The 24,586-nt window shown below is 49.4% G+C and carries 19 protein-coding genes; 3 read left to right on the forward strand and 16 right to left on the reverse strand.

Translation table 11 applies throughout. The features are described 5' to 3' along the window. Positions 1-80: 80 nt before the first annotated feature. The 12 genes from BLQ24_RS06085 to BLQ24_RS06140 form a co-directional block, all read right to left on the reverse strand. A complete protein-coding gene (locus tag BLQ24_RS06085) occupies positions 81-632 on the reverse strand; it encodes a LemA family protein (RefSeq protein WP_090163724.1) in 552 nt (183 codons plus the stop codon). Positions 633-683: 51 nt separating this feature from the next. Next, positions 684-2,612 carry a DUF2207 domain-containing protein gene (locus BLQ24_RS06090; protein WP_090163726.1) on the reverse strand — a complete coding sequence of 643 codons (1,929 nt, stop codon included), beginning with the start codon at positions 2,610-2,612 and terminating at the stop codon, positions 684-686. Between the two features lie 131 nt (positions 2,613-2,743). Next, positions 2,744-4,543, reverse strand: coding sequence for an adenine deaminase (gene ade / locus BLQ24_RS06095; RefSeq protein WP_090163749.1), 1,800 nt, complete (start codon positions 4,541-4,543; stop codon positions 2,744-2,746). Positions 4,544-4,957: 414 nt separating this feature from the next. Continuing rightward, complete coding sequence (locus BLQ24_RS10445) at positions 4,958-5,290, reverse strand: ATP-binding cassette domain-containing protein (protein WP_272867339.1); 333 nt, start codon at positions 5,288-5,290, stop codon at positions 4,958-4,960. A 122-nt stretch (positions 5,291-5,412) separates the two neighbouring features. Then, positions 5,413-10,680, reverse strand: a complete 5,268-nt coding sequence (locus BLQ24_RS06105) for a DEAD/DEAH box helicase (RefSeq protein WP_090163729.1) — start codon at positions 10,678-10,680, stop codon at positions 5,413-5,415. Positions 10,681-10,683: 3 nt separating this feature from the next. Next, complete coding sequence (locus BLQ24_RS06110; RefSeq protein WP_090163731.1) at positions 10,684-11,709, reverse strand: hypothetical protein; 1,026 nt, start codon at positions 11,707-11,709, stop codon at positions 10,684-10,686. Positions 11,710-11,713: 4 nt separating this feature from the next. Next, positions 11,714-13,729 (reverse strand): coiled-coil domain-containing protein, encoded by a 2,016-nt coding sequence (locus BLQ24_RS06115; protein ID WP_090163733.1) that lies wholly within the window; start codon positions 13,727-13,729, stop codon positions 11,714-11,716. Then, positions 13,722-15,206: a hypothetical protein gene (locus BLQ24_RS09975; protein WP_143004265.1), complete on the reverse strand. Its 1,485-nt coding sequence runs from the start codon at positions 15,204-15,206 to the stop codon at positions 13,722-13,724. Before BLQ24_RS09975 ends, BLQ24_RS06115 begins: the two co-directional genes overlap by 8 nt. Before the next feature lie 98 nt (positions 15,207-15,304). Beyond that, positions 15,305-15,538 (reverse strand): helix-turn-helix domain-containing protein, encoded by a 234-nt coding sequence (locus BLQ24_RS06125; protein ID WP_090163736.1) that lies wholly within the window; start codon positions 15,536-15,538, stop codon positions 15,305-15,307. Positions 15,539-15,895: 357 nt separating this feature from the next. Continuing rightward, on the reverse strand, positions 15,896-16,045 hold the full coding sequence (locus BLQ24_RS10490; protein ID WP_336433265.1) for a winged helix-turn-helix transcriptional regulator: 150 nt from the start codon (positions 16,043-16,045) through the stop codon (positions 15,896-15,898). A gap of 308 nt (positions 16,046-16,353) precedes the next feature. Then, complete coding sequence (locus BLQ24_RS06135) at positions 16,354-16,932, reverse strand: DUF3793 family protein (protein WP_242869603.1); 579 nt, start codon at positions 16,930-16,932, stop codon at positions 16,354-16,356. Positions 16,933-17,252: 320 nt separating this feature from the next. Further along, positions 17,253-19,403 carry a VWA domain-containing protein gene (locus tag BLQ24_RS06140; RefSeq protein WP_176755875.1) on the reverse strand — a complete coding sequence of 717 codons (2,151 nt, stop codon included), beginning with the start codon at positions 19,401-19,403 and terminating at the stop codon, positions 17,253-17,255. 296 nt (positions 19,404-19,699) lie between these two features. On the opposite strand from BLQ24_RS06140, the gene BLQ24_RS10560 reads away from it, so the two are divergent. The 3 genes from BLQ24_RS10560 to BLQ24_RS10525 all read left to right on the forward strand — a co-directional run bounded on the left by BLQ24_RS10560 (position 19,700) and on the right by BLQ24_RS10525 (position 20,551). After that, positions 19,700-19,918: a GntR family transcriptional regulator gene (locus tag BLQ24_RS10560; RefSeq protein WP_090163740.1), complete on the forward strand. Its 219-nt coding sequence runs from the start codon at positions 19,700-19,702 to the stop codon at positions 19,916-19,918. Continuing rightward, complete coding sequence (locus BLQ24_RS10495; protein ID WP_336433264.1) at positions 19,918-20,172, forward strand: ATP-binding cassette domain-containing protein; 255 nt, start codon at positions 19,918-19,920, stop codon at positions 20,170-20,172. Before BLQ24_RS10560 ends, BLQ24_RS10495 begins: the two co-directional genes overlap by 1 nt. Positions 20,173-20,308: 136 nt before the next feature. Further along, positions 20,309-20,551, forward strand: a complete 243-nt coding sequence (locus BLQ24_RS10525) for an ABC-2 transporter permease (RefSeq protein WP_090163741.1) — start codon at positions 20,309-20,311, stop codon at positions 20,549-20,551. Positions 20,552-20,592: 41 nt separating this feature from the next. Here BLQ24_RS10525 and BLQ24_RS06160 read toward each other — a convergent pair whose 3' ends face one another. The 4 genes from BLQ24_RS06160 to BLQ24_RS06180 all read right to left on the reverse strand — a co-directional run bounded on the left by BLQ24_RS06160 (position 20,593) and on the right by BLQ24_RS06180 (position 23,975). Beyond that, the gene (locus tag BLQ24_RS06160; RefSeq protein ID WP_090163743.1) at positions 20,593-21,222 is read right to left on the reverse strand and encodes a class I SAM-dependent DNA methyltransferase; all 630 of its coding nucleotides are present in this window, start codon (positions 21,220-21,222) and stop codon (positions 20,593-20,595) included. Positions 21,223-21,386: 164 nt separating this feature from the next. After that, the gene (locus BLQ24_RS06165; protein ID WP_090163745.1) at positions 21,387-21,824 is read right to left on the reverse strand and encodes an Rrf2 family transcriptional regulator; all 438 of its coding nucleotides are present in this window, start codon (positions 21,822-21,824) and stop codon (positions 21,387-21,389) included. A gap of 286 nt (positions 21,825-22,110) precedes the next feature. Continuing rightward, the gene (locus BLQ24_RS06175; RefSeq protein WP_090163747.1) at positions 22,111-22,965 is read right to left on the reverse strand and encodes a protein-ADP-ribose hydrolase; all 855 of its coding nucleotides are present in this window, start codon (positions 22,963-22,965) and stop codon (positions 22,111-22,113) included. A gap of 65 nt (positions 22,966-23,030) precedes the next feature. Further along, entirely contained in the window at positions 23,031-23,975 is a 945-nt protein-coding gene (locus BLQ24_RS06180) for an SIR2 family NAD-dependent protein deacylase (RefSeq protein WP_242869604.1), read from the reverse strand. Between the last annotated feature and the right edge of the window lie 611 nt (positions 23,976-24,586).

The raw sequence follows: 24,586 nt of genomic DNA on the forward strand, positions 1-24,586 counted from the left end.
ACGATCTGTTCCCCGCGCGAAAAATAACGATTCTATTGATACACCCATCCGCTCCAGATCGGTTCCGGCGGGAGCGGCGTCTACTGGAAGCTGACCCGGACATTCTCCCGGGAAGCCTCGTCCGTCTCGAACATCGGCTTCTTTTCATAGTGAAAAACAGAGGCGACGATGCTGGTCGGGAAAGCCTGTACCTTGATGTTGAACTTCTTCACCACCGCATTATAGTACTTTCTGGCGTTGGCGATATCCTCCTCCACCTTCTTCAACTGGCCCATCAGCTCCTGGAAGTTACTGTTCGCCTTCAGATCCGGGTAGGCTTCCGAAACAGCGAACAGAGAACGCAGTGTGCCGGACAGCACATTCTCGTTCTGCAGTTTTTCCGCCGTCGTGGAAGAATGGGCGATGGCGGCACGGGCTTCGGTCACTGCGCTGAGGGTTTCCTTCTCGTGGGCAGCGTAGCCCTTCACGGTTTCCACCAGATTCGGAATCAGATCGAACCGCTTCTTCAGATAGACGTCCATGGTGGCGAACGCCTCTTCACAGTCGTTGCTGCTTTTGACGAATCCATTATACATCACAACGAAAAGAATCAGAAGCAGCGCGATCACCGCAATGACAATAATAACAACCATATTTCCCCTACCTTTCTGATTGCATTGTTCTGTATTGATTTCCGGAGGGCCCTACCAGGCTCCGCCGCCTCCGCCGCCGGAACCCCCTCCGGAAAATCCGCCGCCTCCGGAGAAACCGCCGCCCAGGCTGCTCCAGCCTCCGCTGTCCGAAGACAACTGAACGTCGTGCACCGCTGCGGCCGAGAAGTTCCGTATCCGGGAACTGAACATACTGGCATAAAAAACATTCCCGTAAGCCTCAGTACCATACGGAATGTACCAGTCCGGCTTCTCCAGCGGGATCTGCTCGAACTGCTTCGCCCAGCGCTCCGTGAGTCCCAGTACATAAGCGTACGGCAGAATGTTATAGAAATAGTCCGGATCCTCTTCCACCAGCTCATTCAGTTTCGCCAGCTCCGCATCCCGGATGAAATTCCGGAACCCCTTCAGTTTCGCCTGGGTCCGGGCACTCCAGTCGCTCCGGATCTGCATGCTGAAGAGCAGCAGCGGTGAGAGGATCAGAAAGATACACAGGCCGGCGACCACGGCAAGGTCCGGCTGTCCCGTACGAATCCCGCCGATCAGGTATATGTATATCGCACCAAGGGCAACATAGCAGGCGCTCCACAGGGCATACCGGATCGCGGTGGAAGAACGCTTCCGGCTGTACCGATATTCGCTCACCTTCCGGAACCCGAGCATCAGCGCCGTCAGCAGGACGGTGCCGAGCACACAGATACCCAGCCCCTGCATGAGCCCGGCCTGGAATGCCCCGTCCCGAAGCAGCGCCAGAAGGATGAGCAGGAACACAGCGGCAACACACAGAATTGTTCCGATCATCCCGGCGGTTTTCGACTGTTTCGAATAGACGCTGCGTTCTCCCGTGAAGGAATCCTCTGTCATATCTTTCACCGCCTCATAGGCTTTCCCCAGCCGATCCCCGGCAGCCTTCATGCTGACCGTGAATCCGTTCTCCTTCTTCTGACCCTTCGTGCCGAAAATTCCGCGGTAGAACCGCTTCGCCGCCCCGCTTTCCTCTTCCGAAATATCCGCTGTCTTCTCGAACTCGAAGTTTTTCTCTCCGGTTTCCCGGATCCGGATATATCCCTTGGAGGCCAGATAAAAAAACATGGAAGTGATATCCTTTCGGTCCACATTTCCGTCCACCAGATAACCGACTTCCAGGGGATTCATGTCCTCCGGCGCATAGAATTCCACCGTCTCGGCATACTGCGGCCGGCGTCCCAGCCGGAGTCTGAGCAGCAGCAGAAGAAACACGGCACCGGCCAGAATGGCGGTGGAAAGATAGTTCGTCCAGTCGATGCTGGGAGCCCCTTTCCAGTACCCCTCCGGCACCCCCGCCCGGATCGTCACACCGCACTTCGCCGGAACATTTTCCAGATGCACCGATACCCGGTGCCGGTTCTTCTCGTATTTCCAGCCCCCAGTGAGGCTGTCCCCGCTGCCGTAGCTGCCGGTATAGACCCGGACCTTCTTCAGCGTCAGATCCGCCGGGAGATCCATGGTGATGCCGGCGCTGCTGATATCGGAGGACCATCCTGTAGGAAGCAGATCTGTGTAGATGTCATTCGCCGCGCCTTTTCTGGTAATGTGAGCCAGGGTGTAATGAATCGTATAGGTCTTCTTCCCGGTGACATACCGGTCTGCCGACCCGATCCGGACGACCATGCTCCCGTCCTGCCTCTTCGCCGAGTAAGCATCCCCGTCCACCCGGATATCCCGGATCCGGTAATTCGCACCGGTGGGAATATCCCGGTAGATGCCGTGGCGGCGTTCACTGAAATTCACCCGGATCTTCTCGGTGAACCGGAATTCATAATTCTTCATCACCTGAACATGAACACGATACCAGTCTGTCGTGTATCCCTGGGATGAAGCCGCCTCCGCCGTCCGGGTTGCCGCCGCCCCCGCCGAAAGCAGGAAGACAACTGCCAGGATCAACAGAAGTACCGGCCGGACCCGTTTCTTTCTGCTGTACATGAGGCCCCCTTTCACAGTAATATTCTGTAATTACGTACTTTCAATCTGACTTTTCTGTCTTTCTGCAATTATAGTGCAGAAAACCCTCCGTGTATAGTACCCGGGGGGTAACATGCACGGAGGGCTGTATTCTACTGCAGGAACAGATCCACGAAGCGGAAGGTCCGGCAGTCCACCAGGCCCCGGTTGGTGAGCCGAAGCTCCGGAAGACACGCCAGCGGAATCAGCGCCATGGTCATGTACGGAGAAGCAATGGAGCATCCCATCTCCTTCCAGGCCCGGTCCAGCTTCGCCACCTGATCCGCCATCTCCTCCGCCGGCAGATCATTCATCAGACCGGCGATCGGCAGCGGAACCACCGCCAGCACCTGACCGTCCGCTGCGGCGCACATGCCGCCGCCGCACTGAATCAGCGTATTCGCCGCCAGCGCCATATCCTCGTCGTTGGTCCCTGCCACCAGAAGATTATGAGCATCGTGGGCCACCGTCTGGGCCATGGCTCCCTTCCGGAATCCGAATCCCTTCACGAAGCCCATCCCCTTCGTCCCGGTCTCATGATGCCGTTCGATCACTGCCATTTTCATCACGTCCCGGCCGGCATCCGGCTCCACATATCCGTCCCGGACCGGCAGGTCCAGAATCCGCTCGTAATTTCCCACCCGTTCCGGAATGATCTCGATGACCCGGGTCTTCACCGTATCCGCTCCGGAAGGCGCCTGAATCCGGAAGCTGTCCGGCGTCACCGGATGTCCCACATGCATGGTGTTCCGCACACAGTCCGGGAAATTCGGTGCTCCGATCTTCACCGTCATTCTGCCGTTCTCCGCCACCACTTCTCCGTCGATGATGGTTCTCGTGATGCGGATGTCATTCAGATCGTCGAAGAAAACAATGTCGGCACACTTCCCCGGCGTGATGCTGCCCATTTCATGATCCATGCGGAAGCAGGTGGCCGGATTGATCGTCACGAACTGAATGGCCTTCACCGGATCCAGTCCTTCCCGCACCGCACACCGAACGATGTGGTCCAGGTGCCCTTTGTCCACCAGCGTATCCGGGTGGGTGTCGTCGGAGATCAGGCATGCGAACCGGTCATCAATATGATTTTCTGTGATGGCCTTGATGATCACCGGCATATCGTGCCAGGCACTGCCGTACCGGATCAGCGCATACATGCCCCGGCGCATCTTCTCCAGCACATCCTCCGGGCGGGTGGACTCATGGCAGCAGCGCACGCCGGAAGCGATGTACGCATTCAGCCCTGCCCCGGTATCCGGCACAGAGTAATGACCTGTGATCACCTGATCCGCCTTCAGCGTTTCCTCCAGTTCCCCGTGAATCGCCGGATCGCCGTTGAGAACGTTCGGGAAGCTCATCATCTCTCCCAGTCCCATCACGCCGTCCCAGGTCATCATCTCCCGGACCTCCTCCGGCCCGATGTGGGACCCGGTGTCCTCGAACCCCGCCACCGCCGGCACACAGGACGGCACATTGGACATGGCCTTCAGCGGTGCCCGGCGGGCATCGTCGATCATCGCTTTCACACCGGCCGGCCCGCATACATTGCAGATTTCATGAGGATCCATGAAAATCCCGGTGGTGCCCCGGGGCACCACAACCCGGGCATATTCACCCACACTCATCATAGAAGACTCCACATGAATATGCGCATCCATGAATCCCGGCGCAATATACTGTCCGGCGGCATCGATCACCTTCGTATCCGGTCCGATGCAGTGCGCCCCGTCCCCTACCAGTGCAATCCTGCCTTCTGCAATCGCCACGTCGATTCCTTCCTGAATCTCCGCCGTGCACACATTGACCAGTCTGGCGTTTCGAATCACCAGATCAGCCTTTCTCGTCCCCATGGCAGTCATCGCCAGCTGCCGGGTCACGGCATAATGGGGCTTCCTGCAGAATGTATTCAGCATCTTCTTTCCTCCTCCATGCAATACAACGGAAAAAGCCGGACTGTGAAGCACCTTCTTCGTCACTTCCCGGCAGCAGATCCGGCATCTGCGTCGCTTCATAAAAACTCCAGGTACAGCAGATCACAGTCCTTTCAATCGCATCCTGCAATTTCCGACGGAGCTCAGCCTCGGACAGCTGTCCTAACATCCCTGCACCTCATTTCTCTTCATTTACCTGTTATTTTACAACGGTCCATGCCGAAATACTATCCATCTCTTCTGAAATACCATCCATATTGGACAAAAGGAAAACAAGCTGCCGTTCCACGAACGAATCCCGGGATTTTCTTGTCCCAACGAAAAACACCGAAGGCAATGCTGCGAAAGTAAAGCAGCATGCCTTCGGGATAACGCAGGGCCAAGCACAGTCCGCCCTCAGATCTTCGTCAGTTTTCCGTCTTCCATCCGGTAGATACAGTCCGCCAGGTCCAGAACCCGCTCATCGTGGGTGACCATGACGGCTGCCCGGTTCCTGCTGTGGGCTTCCATTCGGATCATCTCCACAACATGGTGTCCCCGCTCAGAGTCCAGGGAAGCCGTCGGCTCATCCGCCAGAATCAGCGCCGCATCGGATGCAAAAGCCCGGGCGATGGCCACTCTCTGCCGCTCGCCGCCGGAGAGGACCGAAGGGTACTGCCGGACCACATGGGCGATGCTCAGTTCCTGGAACAGCTCCTGTACAGAGGAAACCTGTCCAGGTTTCCTCATTTTCGCAGATCCGCCCACTGGCCGTATCCGCAAAAATTGCTTGCTGGGGGAAGCATCCCCAGTCCCCTTTGAAACCATCTGCGATGGTGGCTGCAAAAGATCTATACGATTCGGGTATCAACTCATTTCTTGATCTTTTTAATATCTCCTGTAATTTCTTTTAGTGCAATCGGCTTTGCATATTTGATTAGGGCATCACTAATGAAAATTGTATCAGACCCTCTTGGCTTAGCCCACATCGCCGGATAGATGACCAGTTTCTTGCTGGCCCATTTTCCCCGAACAGTTATGCGATGTCCATCAAAATCGACAGAAAAACCATAACGCTGGAGAATTCGTGTCATCGGAGCCAGAATTTCTTTCTGTTGGACGGGACTCAGTTCTGCCGGTAATTTTGTTTGTTCACCCCAGTCCAGCAAATTCAGCGCTGCCTTTCGATCCAACATTCCATGAACAAATTGATTTCGATAGTGCTTCAGGCACTTATGGCAGGCACTTTCACAGGTGCATCCCTCCAACAGCTCTCTGGTCTTTGAGAGCAGTGTATGGATCTGAGATTCCATACTGACTGCATAACCGGCGCCGCTGGAAAGACTGTCGTACAGATAGATGTCCACGTAATCACCGCTGGAATTTTGACGGATACGATACCCTGTTACCAGCTCCGTAAATTCTATATCCAATTCCTGGCAAGCGGCAAGTCGCAAGGCTTCTGCCAAAGATTGACCAGCTCGATTCAACCAGGAGCTCTTCTCTGCATTGACATCTACCTTCATCCTATCCAGTTCGAATTCCAGAACCAGCATATCGGTGATAAAATCGTACCCTAAATTCACATTGATGGTATCCGTATGCTTGCATGGAGTCCGATTAAATTTTGAGCTATAGGGCCGCTTAACATTTTTCAGAACGCTTTCATCATCACCAGGCATGGCAGCACCGCAGTCACAACAGACCGTGAATCCCTTATTACCTACACCTTTATTCAGCATAATAATTCTCTGGTTCGGTCGAACTGCCATTCGAATATTGGCACATCCATTGATCTCGGACACATCATCTGCCTCCGGCAATGTGGAGTATAGCGGCTGCTGGGTAGCAGAGTATTCTTCATTCAACTGAGCTGTTTCAATGGATCGGGCATCCTTGGGTGCAAAACCCCAAGGCCGCAGCATTTCACGCATAGGGGTCAGTGTTGGATTGCCGCAGAAGGGACAATGCTCCATATGGTCTTCCCGTAAACCAAACCATCCACACTTCTCGCAAGTCATAACGCCCTTGCGATAGTTGGCATCCTGAATAAAAGGCCGTGCAGGAGAGGCTGCAGTTGCTTCAGTTCGGTCTCCGCCGGGATAATAGAAACCACCGATCTGATAGGTCGTTTTGTCTACAACAATGGCTCTGCCGGGAGCGTATTCTCCAATGGCCATATCAAGTCCCCGTTCAACCTGATATTTCAGTTGCCCGTTTGGTTTGGAAATATAGGTGCTGACCACATTCTTAGGAAAGGAATATGTAGGGATGATGCCTTCTTCATAAAGCGCATCCAGCAAAGACTTTCTGCCGGATTCACTTCCGTCATCTGTTTCAAAGAGCTCGGGGTGTTTGTCACGCTTCGTCTTTAGCTGCGCCAAAGCCCTTGAAAGTGCATCCTTGTAGCTATCCAGCGCCTGTTTGGCCTGGGCAGGAATCAGAATATCATTGTCGGAAATCTGGTGGGTTTTCAGATAAACGCCAAACGCTTCCAAATGCTCATCTAAAAAAGTAATCGCCGGAATCGCATCAAGGCTCTCGGATTTTAATTTTAAGTAGCTTTGCAGTGCAACCATTCCTAAGTGACGCTGCACAATTTTTTCACTGCTGGTATCCACCCACGGTCTGCGAGGGTCTCCCCTGAACATGGGAACAGGATTAGCAAAGTACAGAGCATCATGGGGTCCATCTTCACAGAACGTCACAATGGTGGACAGACTGGAACCACGCCGACCAGCACGGCCGGCACGCTGTTGGTAGTTCTCTCTCATAGGGGGAATATTTCGCAATCCGACGGCCACCAGAGAGCCAATATCGATACCGACTTCCATGGTGGTCGTACTGCTGAGGATATCCACCGGTGCCTGACCAGCTTGCAAAAAGTCCTGAAAGCGCAGTTCATACTGCTCCGTTTTTGACCACAATTCATCTCGCTGATCCTTATGAGACAGCTGAGCAGTATGCTCTTCTGTGTCAATGACACGAATCGTTTCTCCGTTCATTGCGTCAGTAATCGGAGATCTCCAGAAATCCAGTGCAGCAATTTCTTCTTGTGTCATAGGATGGATCTGCTCACATTGACAGCTGGGGCATTTTCCATGCATAGGATATGCTGTTAATTCAGAGCAGCGTTCACAACGGTACCACGAATGATTTAAGTCGAACCGAGGCTTTACACGAGAAAGATCAACATAGTACTTTCCTTCATCGTGCTGTCCTTCTGCCATAAAGGTTTCACGAAGGACCCGTGCCCAAATTGCTTCTTCTGGATCATTGTCCTTCCATCCCATCAACTCTTTGAGCGTGTTGGAAAAATGCCAATCCTTATCCATGCCATAGCCTGCGTAGTTGGGACGGACCTTAAGTCGTACATCGTCGGAAATTGTTTGTCCAAGCACGACAAAGGAATCGCAGGCCCATAAAATCCAGGCGTTAAAAAACTCCAGAAAAGCATCTTCCTCAATATCAACCCCGGCTTCCTCCAGTGCGTCGATTGCATCCCATTTTGCGGAATCGGTCGGCTCAATCCAACTGATGGCAGAATCCACCAACGTATTATATCCTCCGCAATACAAGCGCAGGAGTTGCTCTTTCATCTGACTGGGAGCATGTTCTGCTATCGAAAACCGTGGTTCATAATCCCTGTGCCGTCGTTGGCTCTTCTCATAGCTTCTGATCGCCTGCTGCCCATGCTCCAGAAGAACTTCTTGCTGCTGTTCCTGGAACAAATGCACATGATTTTCGGCAGCAGCCATGGCAAAGAAGTCATACAAAGAATTTAACGAATATTCTTTCGTTCCCTGCTCCATTCGGTGGATTGCCAGAGCAGTTAGCTGTCTTGCTGCGGTCATATCCGAAGCATCTGACATATCCCGAGCCAGTTTTGCGGCTCTTTGACGGCTATCAGAAAAGAGAAGAACCTTTCTTCCTTCATTCGGCAGCTGATCCGGGCATCCCATTTTCTTCGGAACCGGAGGCTGCGCTTGGAACTGTGCTTTGATTAGATTGAAAAACGAAAGGTTGCCTCTGGTGCTGAAAGAAGTCAGCTGCATTTTGGAAAGCTCATGCCGACAATGGGGGCATGTGGAAAATGTCAGAATATTAGGACGTCCCTTCGCAGTAAAATCGCTGTAATAGAGTTTTCTAATTCCGGGTTTGCCATCCAAAGAATCATCTGCGAAATTAATAAATCCGCTTTCAATGTCCAGATAACAGGGGAATATTTTATTCTTACCTTGCTTTTGGGGTAACTGATAATCTGTATCTGGCAAGAACAGGTGGATTTCTTTTACCTCATCCTCATTAACAATTCCAGGTTGGTGCCACAAATAAGTTTCTTTGCGATTTTCAAAATCAGCAGTTAGAACATACCCTTTGATGAAAATACTGCCGCAGCGACGGTCGTTATAAAGCTCGTAAACTGCACTACCGCATTCCTTGCAGGTCATTCTGCCATCAGAAAAATAAATTTCTCCCAAGGTCAGCCCATTTTCAGAGTGACAATGGGGACAATTCGGATTTGTGCAGGCGTAAACGCCTTTGATTCCACGAAATAGCATGTGCATTCGGGCAGGAAACAGGACGCTGCCTTCTTCGCTGCGAGCCAGGGGAGCAATCGCCAACATAACACTCACAGCATGAATGGCATCCTCTGTTTCACCTTCCGGAAAAATGGAGTCTGCCAGTTCCTGCAAGGAAACGGCAGTCCCTCGGCAAAGCTGAAACATCTCACAGAACGGTTTATACGCAACGAGATGATCATATAGCCAATGACATGCGCAATCCACATCCATAAAGGGAGCTGGTGCCCCCGGAATACCGGACCAGAAATGATTCAGTGCATCCAATCGTTGGGTGTCATCGCCCTCGAAAGGTTCGGCTTCCATCCCAACAAAATGAGATAGTGGAAGATCATTGCAGCGCTCTGCATCAAGCTTTTCTTTTTCACCGGTCAGATAGCAGAACGAATGATTATCATCCGAGACAGTCAACGCATTGGCGAAGTCCCGCACCGCCTTGCGGTCTTCTTCGTCATTGTTTGGCATACTGGCAGTGGTCAGAATAAATTGGACTCGGCTCCGATCGATTCCTAAACGGTGAAACAATCTTCGGATCAACAGAGAAACTTCTCCACCGGCAGAACCACGATACATATGTGCTTCATCAATAACAAACAGAAGCTTGTTTTTGGGATCACTTTCTAACCATCTTTTGGTATCATCCCAGATTTTTTTCTCTCTGGGGCGAAGAAGCATATACTCCAGCATAGAATAGTTGGTGATCAGAATATCGGGGCAGAACTGCTGCATCTCAAAACGAGTGACTAATTCCGCATCTTCTGCATCGGGGATATGTTTGCTGTTGTGTAATTTCTCCAGGAAAGCATCAAAATTTTCCTTGGATGGAAGTTTACCTTCCTTCGTCAATTGACGCAGAAAATCTTCACCTTCATCCGTTTCCGGGTGGACCATTTTAGAATAGGTATTTTCCAGCCTATGATCGGCGTCCTTTCTGGGTTCCGATCCTGCATAAGGGGTACGGCCTGTATACATACCGAACTGTGGACGCCGGACACCATTTCCGCAAATCTCACGGAAAATTTTCACAAAGCGATGATCCGGGTCGCCGATCAGTCTGCGAAGACGACTCACCTGGTCAGAGACCAGTGCGTTCATGGGATACATGATAACCGTGCGTACACCACGAAGCTCCCAACTGTCTGTTCGATTTCTGGCCTCATTAGCAAGCTTTGCCATCAAGGGCCACATAAAACACTCAGTTTTACCGGAGCCTGTACCAGTGGACACAAACAAATCTTCCCCACTGAAGGCTGCCTCCAGAGCAGAAATCTGATGGCAGAAGGGTGCAGGATAGACACCCAGGTCTGCGATGGACAGCTGGGTAAAATAGTTTTTCAGCCAGTCAGGCAATACTTCGGAATCTTGTATTCCATTTTCTTTACTCTTATAGGCAGGCGAGGATTCAATATAAGGTTTCTGATATAAAACTCCTTCTTGGTCCAGCTTTCCCTGCAGCGCAGAAAGCAGAATGGGGGACTTCCCGAAATACTGGGATTTTATATAGTTTTCCAAAGCTTGCCGCAGCTGCATATGTACGGCATTTGCTCCATTTGCCATGTTTTATTCCTCCACAAAGCGGTATCCAATGGATTCCAGATGCTGCTTGAACACCGGATACACAATTCCGGACATTTCACGCTGAAACACTTGTGGTGTTTTCTGCGTAATATCAAAGTTGATCGGCCAGCTGTATAGCTTGAAGAAGTCCTCTTCTGCAGGGGGCAGACGATATCCCAATTTAATCGACACCGTATGATTTGAGGCAGATTTAACGACCACTGGCGGGAGCTTCTGCGCAGCCTCTAAAAGTCCACAGGCGATGCGCCGATACTCTCCATAGCCAGGCTGACCAATGGTTCTGAAATCATCTACCCTCCAGGAGGGAATTGACTTTTGCTCAAAATGGCCGTTAAGCCAGCGATAAAAGACGTACAGCCTATTGGGAGCTCCGTAACGGGCCATTGAGGGTATTTCAATCTTGTCCGGTTTTTCCTGCCAATATCCTCTGGAAAATGGTGGCTTCAAGCGCAAAAATTCCGCATCTTCGGGCCACTCCACTTCGTTCCAGTCATTGCTCGCCAAAACTTCCTGTAAATAGTCGGAAAGGGGCTGCTTCTGTAGCTCAAACATCTCTGCCGCAGATTGACCATGCTCTGCAGCTTTTGTAACACCATACAGCCCCAATCCGCTCATGTAACACGGCTTCTCCGGCGGAACGCCCCGGTACAAGGAGCATTGTCCCATCCCTCCGGTACTTGGTGTCGCAGGATACAACCGATGAGAAGAATGGTAAAAGAATCCGTTCCTTCTGTAGGTTTCGTATATATCCTCAATGATACCGCTCCGATCCGATGGGAAGCGATGTGCAGCCTCTGGGTAAATGGAAAGATATGCGTCCAAAACCTGGGCCGCTCTCTTCTTAAAGTGCTGAATAGAGACGAACTTTTCATCTTCGGGATGGTCCCAAATTGATGCAAGAGCCATCTTACCCGTTGCACTATAAATTGCTTTACAGAGGCTTTCTGTACCAGCAGTTTCTGCAATATTTAGCTGTTTTGATATTTCAGAAATCAGTTGATCTTTCATAATATCACTCTTCTACGTAACGCTGAAGCTCCGCCCGGACTTCTGATTTTATGTTTTTCTCACTATCCAGCAACTCAGTCAGTGCTTCCTGTTTACCGCTTAAAACGCACATGGGCAACATTCCAAACAGGCATTCCATGCTGGTATCAGAAATGGAGCCTATACACTTGGCGTCTGCCAAAACCTTTTCCAGACGGCTCAGCATCAGCCGACTCAAGCCCAGCTTTTTGACCGGGCCCATCTTAGCCCGATACTTTGGATCTGGCTTGAATTCATCGTATTCAACCGTTTCCTGACCAGCGTCCATATTTTCTACAGAGGGAAGCTGATCAACAAAGCATTCCGTAAAAACGGGATAAGCATAATGGTACAAACTGCGAGGCTCGATCTGAAGGTCTTCGGTGAACGGATGAAGCCACAAGGCAAAACCGTTGTTGGAATGAGAGATACAGGAAACCCAGTCTGGGTGGAACGGATTTTGCACCGCAGCCATGTCTGATTCCACAAACCCGGAAAATGCTTCGGCATCCTGTTCACCGCAGCATTTAAGTAGATCGATTTTTTGACCGCAGATCGTCATAGACAAGGCATCTGCAATGGCGTTTGCGTTGGGGCCGGCCAGTAACAGCGGCATACGATTCAGATATGAAGAGTATAGGAAGGAGGACAGCATAGTTGTCCATTGCGATCCGATACCCGCAAGCTGAAGGTTGTCACATAGCAGTTCGAAAGTATCCCTCCAGCTGCTGCATCCTTCCAGGTTGTCCATACTATGGCACACCTCGCCGAGGGTAAATGTCCAACGGTTTGTCGAACCACTCTGCACGGATTGCTGGGGCATAAAGGCCGACAATTCTGCAATAAAGCCAGCCATATCCTGCTGTGCCAAGCCAATTTTATCCTGGATGGCCTGAACGGTTTTAGTGCCTAATGCCTCATACTCTTCAATCTTCTTCAAAATGCTATCAAGTTTTGATTGTGCTTTTGATGTATCCGCAAGTAATTTTTTATAGGCAGCTTCAGCATCAGCCGCATCCTTATGTTTTTGATCAATTTCAGACTGAGCTGTAGCAATTTCTTCAGCATGAGTAGCCAGCCATTGACTTTTAACAGCGGCTTCACATTGAGCACGCAATGCATCGTGATTCAATGCAATTTGTGCTAAAACATCAGAATCAATGTCTCCCTCCTGAATAAGGCTACCGGCTCTCTTTACGAATTGTTCAACGTTTTCACTGGCAATTTCCAAGGGACAACCAAGTTTTTCTGAAACTTCTTCATACAGAGACTCCATACACGCTCGGTCAAAAAGTTCTTTACAATCCCTCCATTCAGCTTTAGTTTTCCCGATACAATCTTTATAAAGCTTCCATGACATGCGATCTGAAATTGTAGTCCGAATCAATTCATCGACATTACCAACAGGGATATACTTTTCAGGTTCTCCTAATCTTATACGCCTCATAAAGCGTAGGTTCTTATCATTCCAATTGTAAATGTCGCTGCTCTGGAAGGAAAAACAAGGGAGTGAATAGGTAGTATCCTTAAGCTTTGCATATTTGTTGCAGACAACAAACTCTTCAGGACGACACAGAACTCCTGTGAAATTACCCTTTGTTCTTTCGTAGCAAAATAACGTGTCACAAATATACGGCTTTGTCCAAACTGAACCGTCTTTTAAAGATTCAATTAGTTTTTGCGTGGATTTTACGTCTTGACTAACCACTACACGTATCGGCAAAATATCCGACACAAAAAAAGATTGCACGTAGTCGGTTTCCGAATCGTTAAGATTAGGAGTTGCTGTCCAGCGCCATACGCCTATCGTGTCCACCTGAGAAGGGCCGTCATTACGATATAATCTATCACGGTTTTCAAAATAGGTTGTGCTTCGATTGGATTTGTAAGGAACCGATAGTTGCTGATCGTTGATGTCAGCAATTCGAGTTAGCCAAATACGTCCATTAGAATCTTCCGAAATACGGCATACTGAAACAAACTCCACCATATCATTAGTCATGTTTCACAGCCCCCTTCTTTCTGTTTTGATAAGATACCATGAGCTTAAAAGCATCTACAGGAATATTCCCTTTCCGAATCATTCGATATAACCATTTTTTTGACTGTGGGAAATTCGAAAGGCTCTTTGCTATTCCCCCTACACTATGGGGAACAGCCATCGCAGGTCCATTGCAATTGTTTAATTTTTGAATCATTTCTTGATCAAAATCAGCGTAGTTTTTGTTTTCCTTTGACTTTTCGAATCTTATACTTCGAACCATGTCGCAGCTCTGGAAAATCCGAACCTCACACCCAAACGAAAGATCATCTACGGTGAGTATTTCCTCAGCAACAATATGTCGTATTTCTAAGATCTTATTATTTTTTAGGAGGATAACCTTTCCGTCAAAAGGTGTTTGAATGGTTAGTTGTTTTCCTTTAGGAAGTCGATTGCAGGTATCTTCTGCAATCAAATTTCCATCGATACTTTTGATCTGTACCTCCGGAAATGCTGCAACCATATCCAGGGGTTTTGTCATGAGGTAAGAAAAACCAATTGCGCCCGACTGCCCCAGAGATAATAACTGTTCTTTTGATGCTGCATAAATCCTATAGAGTTTCCTATCACCAAGATTTTGGTGCTGAGCATATATGGTAGCTGGGTAAATATTAAGTTCAGCATCTCCACCCTGCATATAAAAATAAATTCTTGGATCGTGGTGATACAAGAAATAAGGATCTTCAACATACGGTGGCCAAATCGGATAAAAAACTACTGGTTTTTCCGTTAAGAAAATCGACCTCTTCAAGAAAAATTGAGCAACTAAGGCAGAGAAATCCTGCACATGGATTTTATATAAATACCAGGTAAAGGAGCCCGTTCTGGTTTCAGCAATGCTTTCATAGGAGATTCCATGAGGTACACATCCAATGGATCCGCACTGAAGGAGATAGTAATCTCGATAAGGATATGCTTTACTGCCAGAATACAATATTTTCCCGGTAGAACAATCAAAAAATGAACCTCTGATATTGACGCCTGCTGTTTTAGACGGCCAATATCTATCCAAATTTGATGATGGATGATCATAAGAAAGATAGTACTCTGTGCTGGGAATATTCCCTACGTTTAGATAGGTAACACCTTCTAAAGAAAGTCTCTCAAATGAGTAAATATGCTGCTGCTTGTTATCATCTGTAATTATGATTTTTTGGCATCTGGGACCGCTTGTAGCAGAAGATGGTGCATGAAAAAAGCCTAATTCCAACAAGTAGCTTCCGTGAGCCACCTTAATGCGAAGTGGCATCGGATGACAGTTATATCCCGTGCTGGCCCGTGCATACGCTTGCGCACGATCTTCACACACTTTTTTCTGTGCAGCAGATGTATGACGAAAATGTCGTACATTGGCGCCAGGAGCTGTCAGTCCAACATTTTGTGCACACAAAGAGCAAACAAAAATCCCTCTATTAGCTGCGACTGTATACGGGTACATGGAGCAAGCTTCTTCTATTGATACACGACGATATCCAGCTTTTCCATCCCATACACATACATGGGTTAAGGGCATGTATGATCACCTCAATCCTGCTATCATTCTTTCGGATCTATAGCTGCAGAATTACTTTCTTTGATAAAGTCCATCATGTCTCCAGCGTTACAATCCATTACCTCCGCAATACGCAGTAAAACAGATAGGTTTACTTCCTGATTTTTACCTAACTTTGTGAAGGTAGCAGAAGAAAGCCCTGCTTTCTTTCTCAACTCAGCACGGGTTATTTCTTTCTCGGCACATAGTATCCACAGCTTTTTATAGCTAACTTTCATGTGTATCTCCCCACAGAAATGTGTTACTTACATTATAATCTTTTTTTCGACGTTCTCAATAGCAATCTCACAATCACAACAGAATTTTATGCTATTGCATTATCTTTGTTGTGAAACTAAATAATATAGATACTGTATCCTAAAATGTATTTTGATTTAACAAAAGGGAATCTATCGTTTATAGGAAAAACCAGGCATCATCAAGATTTTCATCTCAATGATGCCTGGTTCATGTTTTCCAACCCTGTCAGACAGATGCCATATATCAGTAATTTTCGTGGGCTACTGTTTTATGGCCACCTATCTAATGCGGCATTTTTTCTTTCTTCCGGCATGATTTCAATGTAGAGGTAATTCTTATATTTTTCTTTCACCATTTCGATCATTCTTCCGGCACTGGATCATTGTCAAATCATTACTTTCTTTGTAAAACATGCCGGCCCATTCACAGATACTTTGCAGAATCGGAACAACGGACTTTCCCTTCTCCGTCAGAGAACATTCCACTCTGGGCGGTATTTCGTCATAGGATTTCCGCCGAACAGATCCATTCCGTACTCCAACGGACAGCGGATGTCCTTGTCCAATTTCCTTTGATATTCCATATTCCCTCAACCAGCCTTATATATTCGTTTTCAACGATTGCACAACATTTCCATTCATCATCGTTACCTCCACTATTCACAATCCCTTGATACGACATACTTACTCTATGAGATTGAACATCCGGAAGCAAGATACTAACGACATTGTAAGTCACTTATAAATTTCATAGTAACTTCTTTTCCATAAATCATCTCAAGACGGTCCGACATTTACAGGGGCGCTTCCATCCTCCTGCCATTTCGGGTGTCCACAATCAGTTTTTCCAGGGGAACCCCTCTTCTCACTGCCCGGCGATAGGATTCCGTACATTTCCTGAACCGGGCAAACGTTCTAACAGCTTCCGCTTCGTTCCCGTAGGCTTTCCAGCAGCCCACGCACTTCACCCCGTCCCAGGGACTGTTGATGAACTGCCTCACATCAGACGGCGGATAACCGAGAAAGAGACCGATCTCATGGGGAAACGCACTTTCCGTAACCAGCCGGCGGATTAACTCCACAATACAGAACCCCGGTTTCCCGCAGGGATATCCTTTCTCCTCCAGAATACGCTCCGCATCAGGAAATACAAGATCCGAGCAGAGATCCTCCGGACGGTACAGATAAATCAGGATGCTCTCCTGCGTCCGTCTCAAAGGAATCAGTCGCAGCCCCCTCTTCACAAGAATTGTATTCAGCGCCCGGATCTCCGGCGTGAGATCCTTTCCGCAGTTTTTCAAAGAAAATATATTTCCGGTCTTCAGCCCTGCCAGGGTCGGTGCGCAGTGCTCCACAATCGCTTTCTCCAGCAAAGGATTTACCTCCGTTTCTAAAATTAGTTACGACTAACCATGTGCGAAAAAAATAAAATAAACCGCCGCGCAGTTAGCTTTGCCTAATCATCATAGCAGAAAAGACCCCCTGGCGCAAGGAGATGCTGCAGCAATCCTGCTGTACACCAATCTTTTTCTTCGTCATTGCCATCCGCAGGCCGAAAAAGGGGGGCCGCCCCCGAACGATGCTCGTCGTCCGGGAAGCTGCCCCTCTCCGATGCAGGCCTTCAGGAATTGTCTCTGACGATTGATCAGTCAAGCGCCGGATTTTCGGTCATCCTAAGCGTTTCATTACTGTGTTATTTCGCCGCCCTGCGTCGTCTCCAGATGATCACTGCGACTCCTGCCGCCGCCAATGCGAAGATTCCGCCGTAGAGCAGGACATTGCAGTCGTCTCCGGTCTTCGGTCCCTTGGCGGAAACTGCGGCCGGCTTCGTGGCTGCCGTATTAGGCGTGCTTCCATTCGACGGCTTGGTCGGTTTCGATGGTTTATCCGGGATCACCGGCTCGTCCGGCTCATCCGGTGCCGCATCATCGTTCGTGATAGTGAAGTCAAAGCCGCTGATGTCCATGCTGGCTCTAAATCCGTCGATGGCACCTTCCGTCACCGTGATAACGTCCGTCGTGTTCACGGTCTCTGTATATGTCCAGTTGTTTGCGTCGGACAGTGTTTCCGTGTATGCCCTGCCGTTTCTCGTGATCACCACATTGATCGATGCCGGTTTCGTTCCGCCGTCGTCCAGTTTCCAGACCTTTCGGACGGAGAGGGTGGCGGCCGGCGCATCCGGGGTTACCGGTGTAACCGGAGCCGGGGACACGGTATAACTTACTGTCGGTTCCGGGAACTTTTCCGCCGTCAGTTCCTTCCCATTCGAATCGATTGGATGGAGAACCGCTTCTTTGTTTGTCTTCAGGGAGTCATACCCTTTGGAGCCATCCTTGTCATACTTTCCATACGTTCCGGATGCAGTCTGCGGATCGTTCAGATGAACGTCGTAAACAATCTGGAGTTTATCCTTCAATGTAACAGGAACATTGCAAGATACGGTAAACTGTTCCTCGCTGGTATTCCCTGTTCCTTCCGGATGATAACGCAGGACAAACTTATATTTCCCCTCACACGAGCTGTCCGGTCCGAAGCCGTATGTGTTCGCCCTGATTTCTTCCTTCTCGAGTTCTTTCCCTCCATAAACGATCTTGATCTTGTCAATATCATTAACGAACTGGAAGTCATAATCATTTCTGTGGTCGTCGGTTCCATAACCAATGACATCTGTGATGGAACTTCCGCTTCCGACAACATAGTAAATTTCCTTCTTGATGATATTGAAATCGATGCTTCCCTCATTCCTGCTCACACCTTCGTTCAGATACCTCATGAAGGATGGACCCCATTGGAACTGGCTCCCCTTTCCAGACTCTGCAGTCAGTGCATAGGTGTGATATTTGGATGCCGCATCTGCATAAGCCACATAGGACTTGTAGAGCGCTTTGTCCACCGTCATCGCATGATACGCACGAGTGTTATAGGAAATGTATTTCCCGTCAGAATACGTCCCGGTTCCATATGGTATATCGTACTTACTCCCGTCAGCTTCGATCTGTTCCTTCGCTTTCCCGAGATAGGAATCCCACCTCTCCTTCACCTCATCCGAATCATATTTCACGCTCCAGCTGTCCGGGCCTGCGACTGCGTTGGTCCGGTCGCCGTTTTCCGAATTGATTGCGGTTGGCTTGGAATTATACATGTAAGTAATTCCGTCGCTGACGAGGATCAGATATTTCCGGCCGTTATCGACGGATGAATCCTCATCCAGCATTTTCGTCCCGGCGAGAATTCCTGCATGAAGATTCGTTCCGGATTCTAGTTTGCTGTTAACCGCATTCTCTATGAAACCTTCGTTGTCCTTTGTCAGCTTGGTCAGTGGAAGCACTTGTTTGGCTTCTTTGTTGAAGACCACAACGCCAACCTTCACTGTCGCTCCGCTGTTGTCAATACTCTCTTGCAAGTCGGAGAGCATACCGATAATACTGTCCTTAACATCGGCGCTGGTTGACTTGTCCAGGACAAAAACGACATCTGTAGCGATCGGCACTTCTGCAGACGGCACAGAAAGTGTTATGGTCGAATTGAACTTGCTGTCCAGATTCGTCGCAGTCTTGGATTTCGAACGAGACCAATCTTTCGGAATGTCCGGGGTCACATTATTGGAAGATTCCCCCACATCGTCCCCGGTCTTCCCTGTAGTTTCTGCAGGTGTCTCTGTTTTCACTTCAGATGGCTGCGCCACTTCTGAATCAGTCTGCTGTCCTTCCTCGGCTTCACCGGAGTTATTTCCGCTGCCCGCTTCAGAGCCGCCGGATTCCTGGTCCGACCCGGACTGCAGTTCCGCTGCGGACGTTCCGCCTCCTGTATCAAAGTTTCCTTCCGCCATCACACTGGTTGGCATAAACATCACGACCATGAGCAGCGCAAGAACAACTGCGCTTAACCGAATGCTTATGCGAGGCTTCTGTTCATGTTTTCTATGCCCTCCTCGAAATGCAACATGGTATGCACCGTGCTGCAAGCATAAGTAAATCCGACAACTAATTCTCCTGAGGATATCACAGAATTTTCGCAATTCAATCCTTCTGACATATCCTTTTTATTAATTATAATTATAATACTTTTCTATTTCAACGATTAATTACTCTTATCTATATCGTATTATAGATCAATCCGCTCGAAATCAGCGCTCTGACCGTGAAAAAGGCCTGCGACCGCCTGGAGGAAGAAGGCTTTGTCACCACTGTGCACGGGAAGGGCACCTGCGTTGCTGCGACGAACAGGCAGCTTGCCCTGGAAGCGCGAAGGATGTCTGTGGAAGACAGCTTCGCAGCCGCCGTTCAGAAGGCGAAGTCGGTCGGATTCACCAGGGACGACGTGATAGATATCGTAAGGATCATATGGAAGGGCGACTGATGGTTAAGGTTGATAATCCTGTGAAAAACTACGGTGATTTCCGCCTTCACGTCTCCATGGAGGTACCGGACGGCACCGTTACAGGCATTGCCGGGAAGAACGGGGTCGGGAAGAGCACGATCATCAAGGCAATTCTCGGGCCGATCCGTCCGGACGCAGGACACATTTCGATCAGCGGCAGAGAGGCTTCTGAACTGAGCGGGACAGAGAAAACGGAGACACCGACATCATCCTCAGCGATTATGCCGTCCTGAAGGTCCATGATGATGTGTACGAAAAGCTTGACAAAGAATATCTTCTGAGAACGCAGAAAGAGCCTTTCGGATATGCGTGCCTGACAAACGAAAAACAGTTCTATATTGATAATTATCCGGGCATTGTCGTTGAAAGATGACACTGCCGGTTGACCGGAAAACATATGTCAGAGAAAAATACCTGTTCATCCTGATTTGTACTGCAGCAGCATGGTGCATCGCAGCAATTCTGTACTGTATCGGAGAAAGGCAGACTGGTTCACCTTCTATCGGCTCTGCCTCCCGCTATCCTCCTCATTCTGATTGCCGGCGGGAATCTGCTGGCAGCCTCGGGTGCTATCTGTGGAGTATCCGAATCATGGAAAGGAAAGAGTTCTGATTTTCCGAGGCCTCCCGTGAGAGGCCTCGGGTGGTATATGGTTATGCCGGATTCATTGCGAGGACACACATCCACGATTTCGAACCGTGATGATTCGTTCTGACCTCTGTAAATCCCGCCTTCTCAAGGGCAGCTTCCATTTCCTGCGCAGTATAGATCTTCATTCCGTCAATGATTTTCTCATATTTAAGGGAAGAGGCGTCTGTCCCATCGGATTCATTGCATATCATAAACCATCCTCCCGGTTTCAGGATACCGGCCACCTGGTTGAAACACCGGTCGAGTCCGGGCCAGAAATAGATCGTTTCAAACGCCGTAGCAAGGTCATAAGTTTCCTTCGGCAAATCAAGAGAAGAAACATCCCCCTGCATGATCGTGCAGCATCCCGCATCTATTTCGTCCCGGTTATACTCCCTCGCCTTATCCACGGAAAGGGGAGAATAGTCAACCCCCGTCACATGACTTCCCGGGAATTTTTCAAGGAGCAGAGAAACACTTCGTCCTCCGCCGCAGCCGAGGTCAACGGCTTTCTTCACCGGAATTTCCGGAAGCTGTTTGAATCCCCAGTCGGTCAGTTTCGCATGCCCGGAATTCATTCCGGAGATCATCAGCCGGCCGAGTTTCCCCTCCGGCTTTCGTGTCTGATTGAAATACTTCTTCAAGAGTCCCACGGTAATCCTCCCGATCTGCCGCTGCAGTTTCGCATGCAGGATTGCATCATTTACCCAAACCGTTTATTTACCACTTCTAATCTTGGTTAGCCTTTTCTAACTTAACTCCATTCTACTCTTCCCGGCCGACAATTTCAATCATTTTTTTCCTTGCCACGAGTTGATCATCCCGCATTCTCTATTTCTTTGTAAAGATCAGAGATCACATCACTGAGCTTTTTCTCTTTCAAACTGTCCTCAAAATCTTTCTGTACATCCTGCAGCTTACCGTAGAGAGCCGCATGGATATTCCTCCCCACCGGGCACAGCGGATTCGAACTCTCATGGAAGTGGAACAAATCTTCCTTGTTCTTCTCCACGGCTTCATACACGTCATAGAACGTGATCTGATCCAGCGGTCTGGTGATTGCGATGCCCCCCGGCCCTCTTTTGATTTCAATCAGCCCGGCATTTCTCAAGTCGGACATGAGATTCCGGATAATCACCGGATTGCTCCCGATGCTGGAAGCAAGAAGGCCGCTGGTCACCTTCTCATCTTTCCCGAAGTACTCTGCGGCTGCCAGAATGTGAATGGCTATTGTAAATTTAGTTGAAATCTGCATGATATATTTTCCTTCTGTTCCTCATCGCGAGAAGGCTCCCGGCCGCTGCCGGAAGCCTGAAATTTATTTCTCTGGAGATTTTATTTTATCATACTTCGGGGTTACCGATTAAGCTCTGACAACAGAAATTCTCTGCTGAATATGATTTCCTTTTTCGATTTCGTCAACCATCGCAATGGCATAATCCGCATAGGAGATAACGCTTTCGCCTCTGTCATTCAGCGTCAGTTCTTCGCCGCCGAGAAGATATTTTCCGCATTAGCTACTCTGCCGTTTGCTGCAGCAACTAATCCAAATCTTTTTCTTTGTCCCTTCCGTCACATGAATGACCAGCAGACAGAACCTTCCTGTAAATATCCCGGTCGCTGTCCTTAAACACATTGAAAATGACGCGGTGAACCGATGCGTCCGGATGTGCATCGAGCCAGCTTCTCACCGTACGCACGGCGATTTCCGCCGCCCTTTCCTGGGGAAAATGGAATATCCCGGTGGAAATGCAGCAGAATGCCACCGATTCCAGCTGATATGCGGACGCAAGAGAAAGTACCGACCGGTAGCTGGAGGCCAGCAATTCCTCATCTTCTTCGGTAAGCCATCCTGACACAACCGGCCCCACCGTATGAATCACATATCCGGCAGGAAGATTGTACCCCGGCGTGATTTTCGCCGTGCCGGTCGGTTCTTTGCGCCCCTGTGCCTTCATGATCTGATAACACTTCTCCCGCAGCTCGACCCCTGCCATGGTATGAATCATGTTGTCGATGCAGCCATGCAGCGGTGAGAAGCAGCCGAGCATCTGTGCGTTGGCGGCATTCACAATCCCATCTGCCTTCAGTGTGGTGATATCTCCCTGCCAGAGACAAAGGCGGCCATCCTGTCCGCTCGCCGGAAGCTCCGCCGCATCCGTGATTCCCTTTTCCGCTGTGATGCTCTTCAGGACTTCCGACTGCACCCTGTAGAAGTCATCCGGCAGGGTATGTCCGGTATCCCCGGACGGCATCCGGACATTGCAGAGCGCCCGATACAGATTAAATAACTGTTCCACATCATCCGGCAGGCCATATGCCGCATACTCCGGCATTTCAGCTTTCAGACAATTGATCAGAAAATGAAGCTGTGCGATCAATTCGTTCTCATTCATACAGTCTCCTCCTTATCTCTCACGGATCCGGGAATCCGGCCGTCATCAGAAATCAAATGATATTTTCAAACGCCCAGCGCGCCGATTACCTCTCCGATTCCCTGATCGATACAGACACTCCGGTCTGCAATCTCCCGGCTGCAGCCCGCCTCCCCCAGATTGACGCAGGCGTAGAAGGCATTCGGGTTCTGCTCCGTCTTCTTCCAGAAAGGGAATTTGATGATGACCGGTGTGTTCATTCCGACCCCCAGTTCCAGATACAGAACACGAAGCCGTTTATGCCGGCGCAGGAAATCCTGATACCGCTCCGCCGCCTGATGCCAGCCCCCGTCCTCCACGAAAGTCTCATCACAGCGAAGATTGGTAGTCATCAGATTGCCGTCGTCCGGACAGACAGGAACCAGGTCGGACGGCACCCTCATACTGATCTCAGCACTTTCCGGAACAATCAGTTCTCCATGATCCCCGATCCGGTACCCTTCCGAGAGAACCATCTTCCGGATCATCTCTTCGTTATCGTAGGTCCTGCCTTTCGATGCACCGCCGGGCGAACAGCTCTGGAACAGACCGTAATCCCCCTGGGTATAGAAAAGCTGCTTCTTATCGAATCCGCTCCTCTGAAAGCAATGATCCACATTGGTCGTCAGCACGAAGTAATCTTTGTCCTTCACCAGTTCGAGCAGCCTCCCATAGAGGTCCGACGGAACCGGAGCATAGCGGTTAATCCAGATGTACCGGCACCAGTATCCCCAGAATTCTTCTATCGTTTCATACGGATAGAAACCGCCGGAATACATATCCTTGAATCCGTACTTCGCTTCAAAATCGGCGAAATATTTCCGGAACCGGTCTCCGGAATAGGTATACCCCGCTGCGGTGGACAACCCGCTTCCCGCACCGATCACAACTGCGTCCGCACTGGCCAGCTGCTCCCACAGTACGGAGATTTTCTCCTCAAAGCTCATTTTCGAACCGTTCATCATGAGCATATCCGGATAATATATGTACATCAGATATTCCTCCTGTTCGTCAATGATTCTGATCCGTGATCCCTCCTGAAACCGGTTCCTTCACCCGCTTTCTCAGATGTAACATAGATCATTTCATCTAACAACGTTACTATAGCAGGAGTGTGCCTTGCTGTCAACATATTTATTACATTTAGTCATGACCTTGAGCCTTTGGCGATCGGAGGCAGATCACTTTTTGTACAAAAAAAGACCGGCTGGACGATCGTCCATCGAGCCGGTCAGGGCATCAGCAAATTGTTGGATAACGAATAATAAGTTTCGCAAATTCAATTGAATAAAAATAGACATAGTCTAATGCCATCGGTAAAATTAAGTTACCACACAAAATCCACCAAGGAGGCAATGACTATGTGGTAGAGTCCGTATAGACGGGCATCACGTGAATTATATTCCCAGGCTATCCAAGACAATCTTCAGATTCCCTCTACGTTGTTTACCTTTTTCAGACAGAAAAAGAGCAGTCCGCTGCTATGCGAACCGCTCCCTCGGGCAACCCTCGCGTGGATAACTCCTGCCCTTCGAACTTCGCCTCCGGCTCGTTCTCAGGGGGCTTCTTACGCCGTAGGTTGCTCCCGCTCAGCCTTCGTCTT

It is taken from the genome of Eubacterium pyruvativorans (genome assembly GCF_900102225.1).
GTDB lineage: Bacteria > Bacillota > Clostridia > Peptostreptococcales > Anaerovoracaceae > Aminicella > Aminicella pyruvativorans.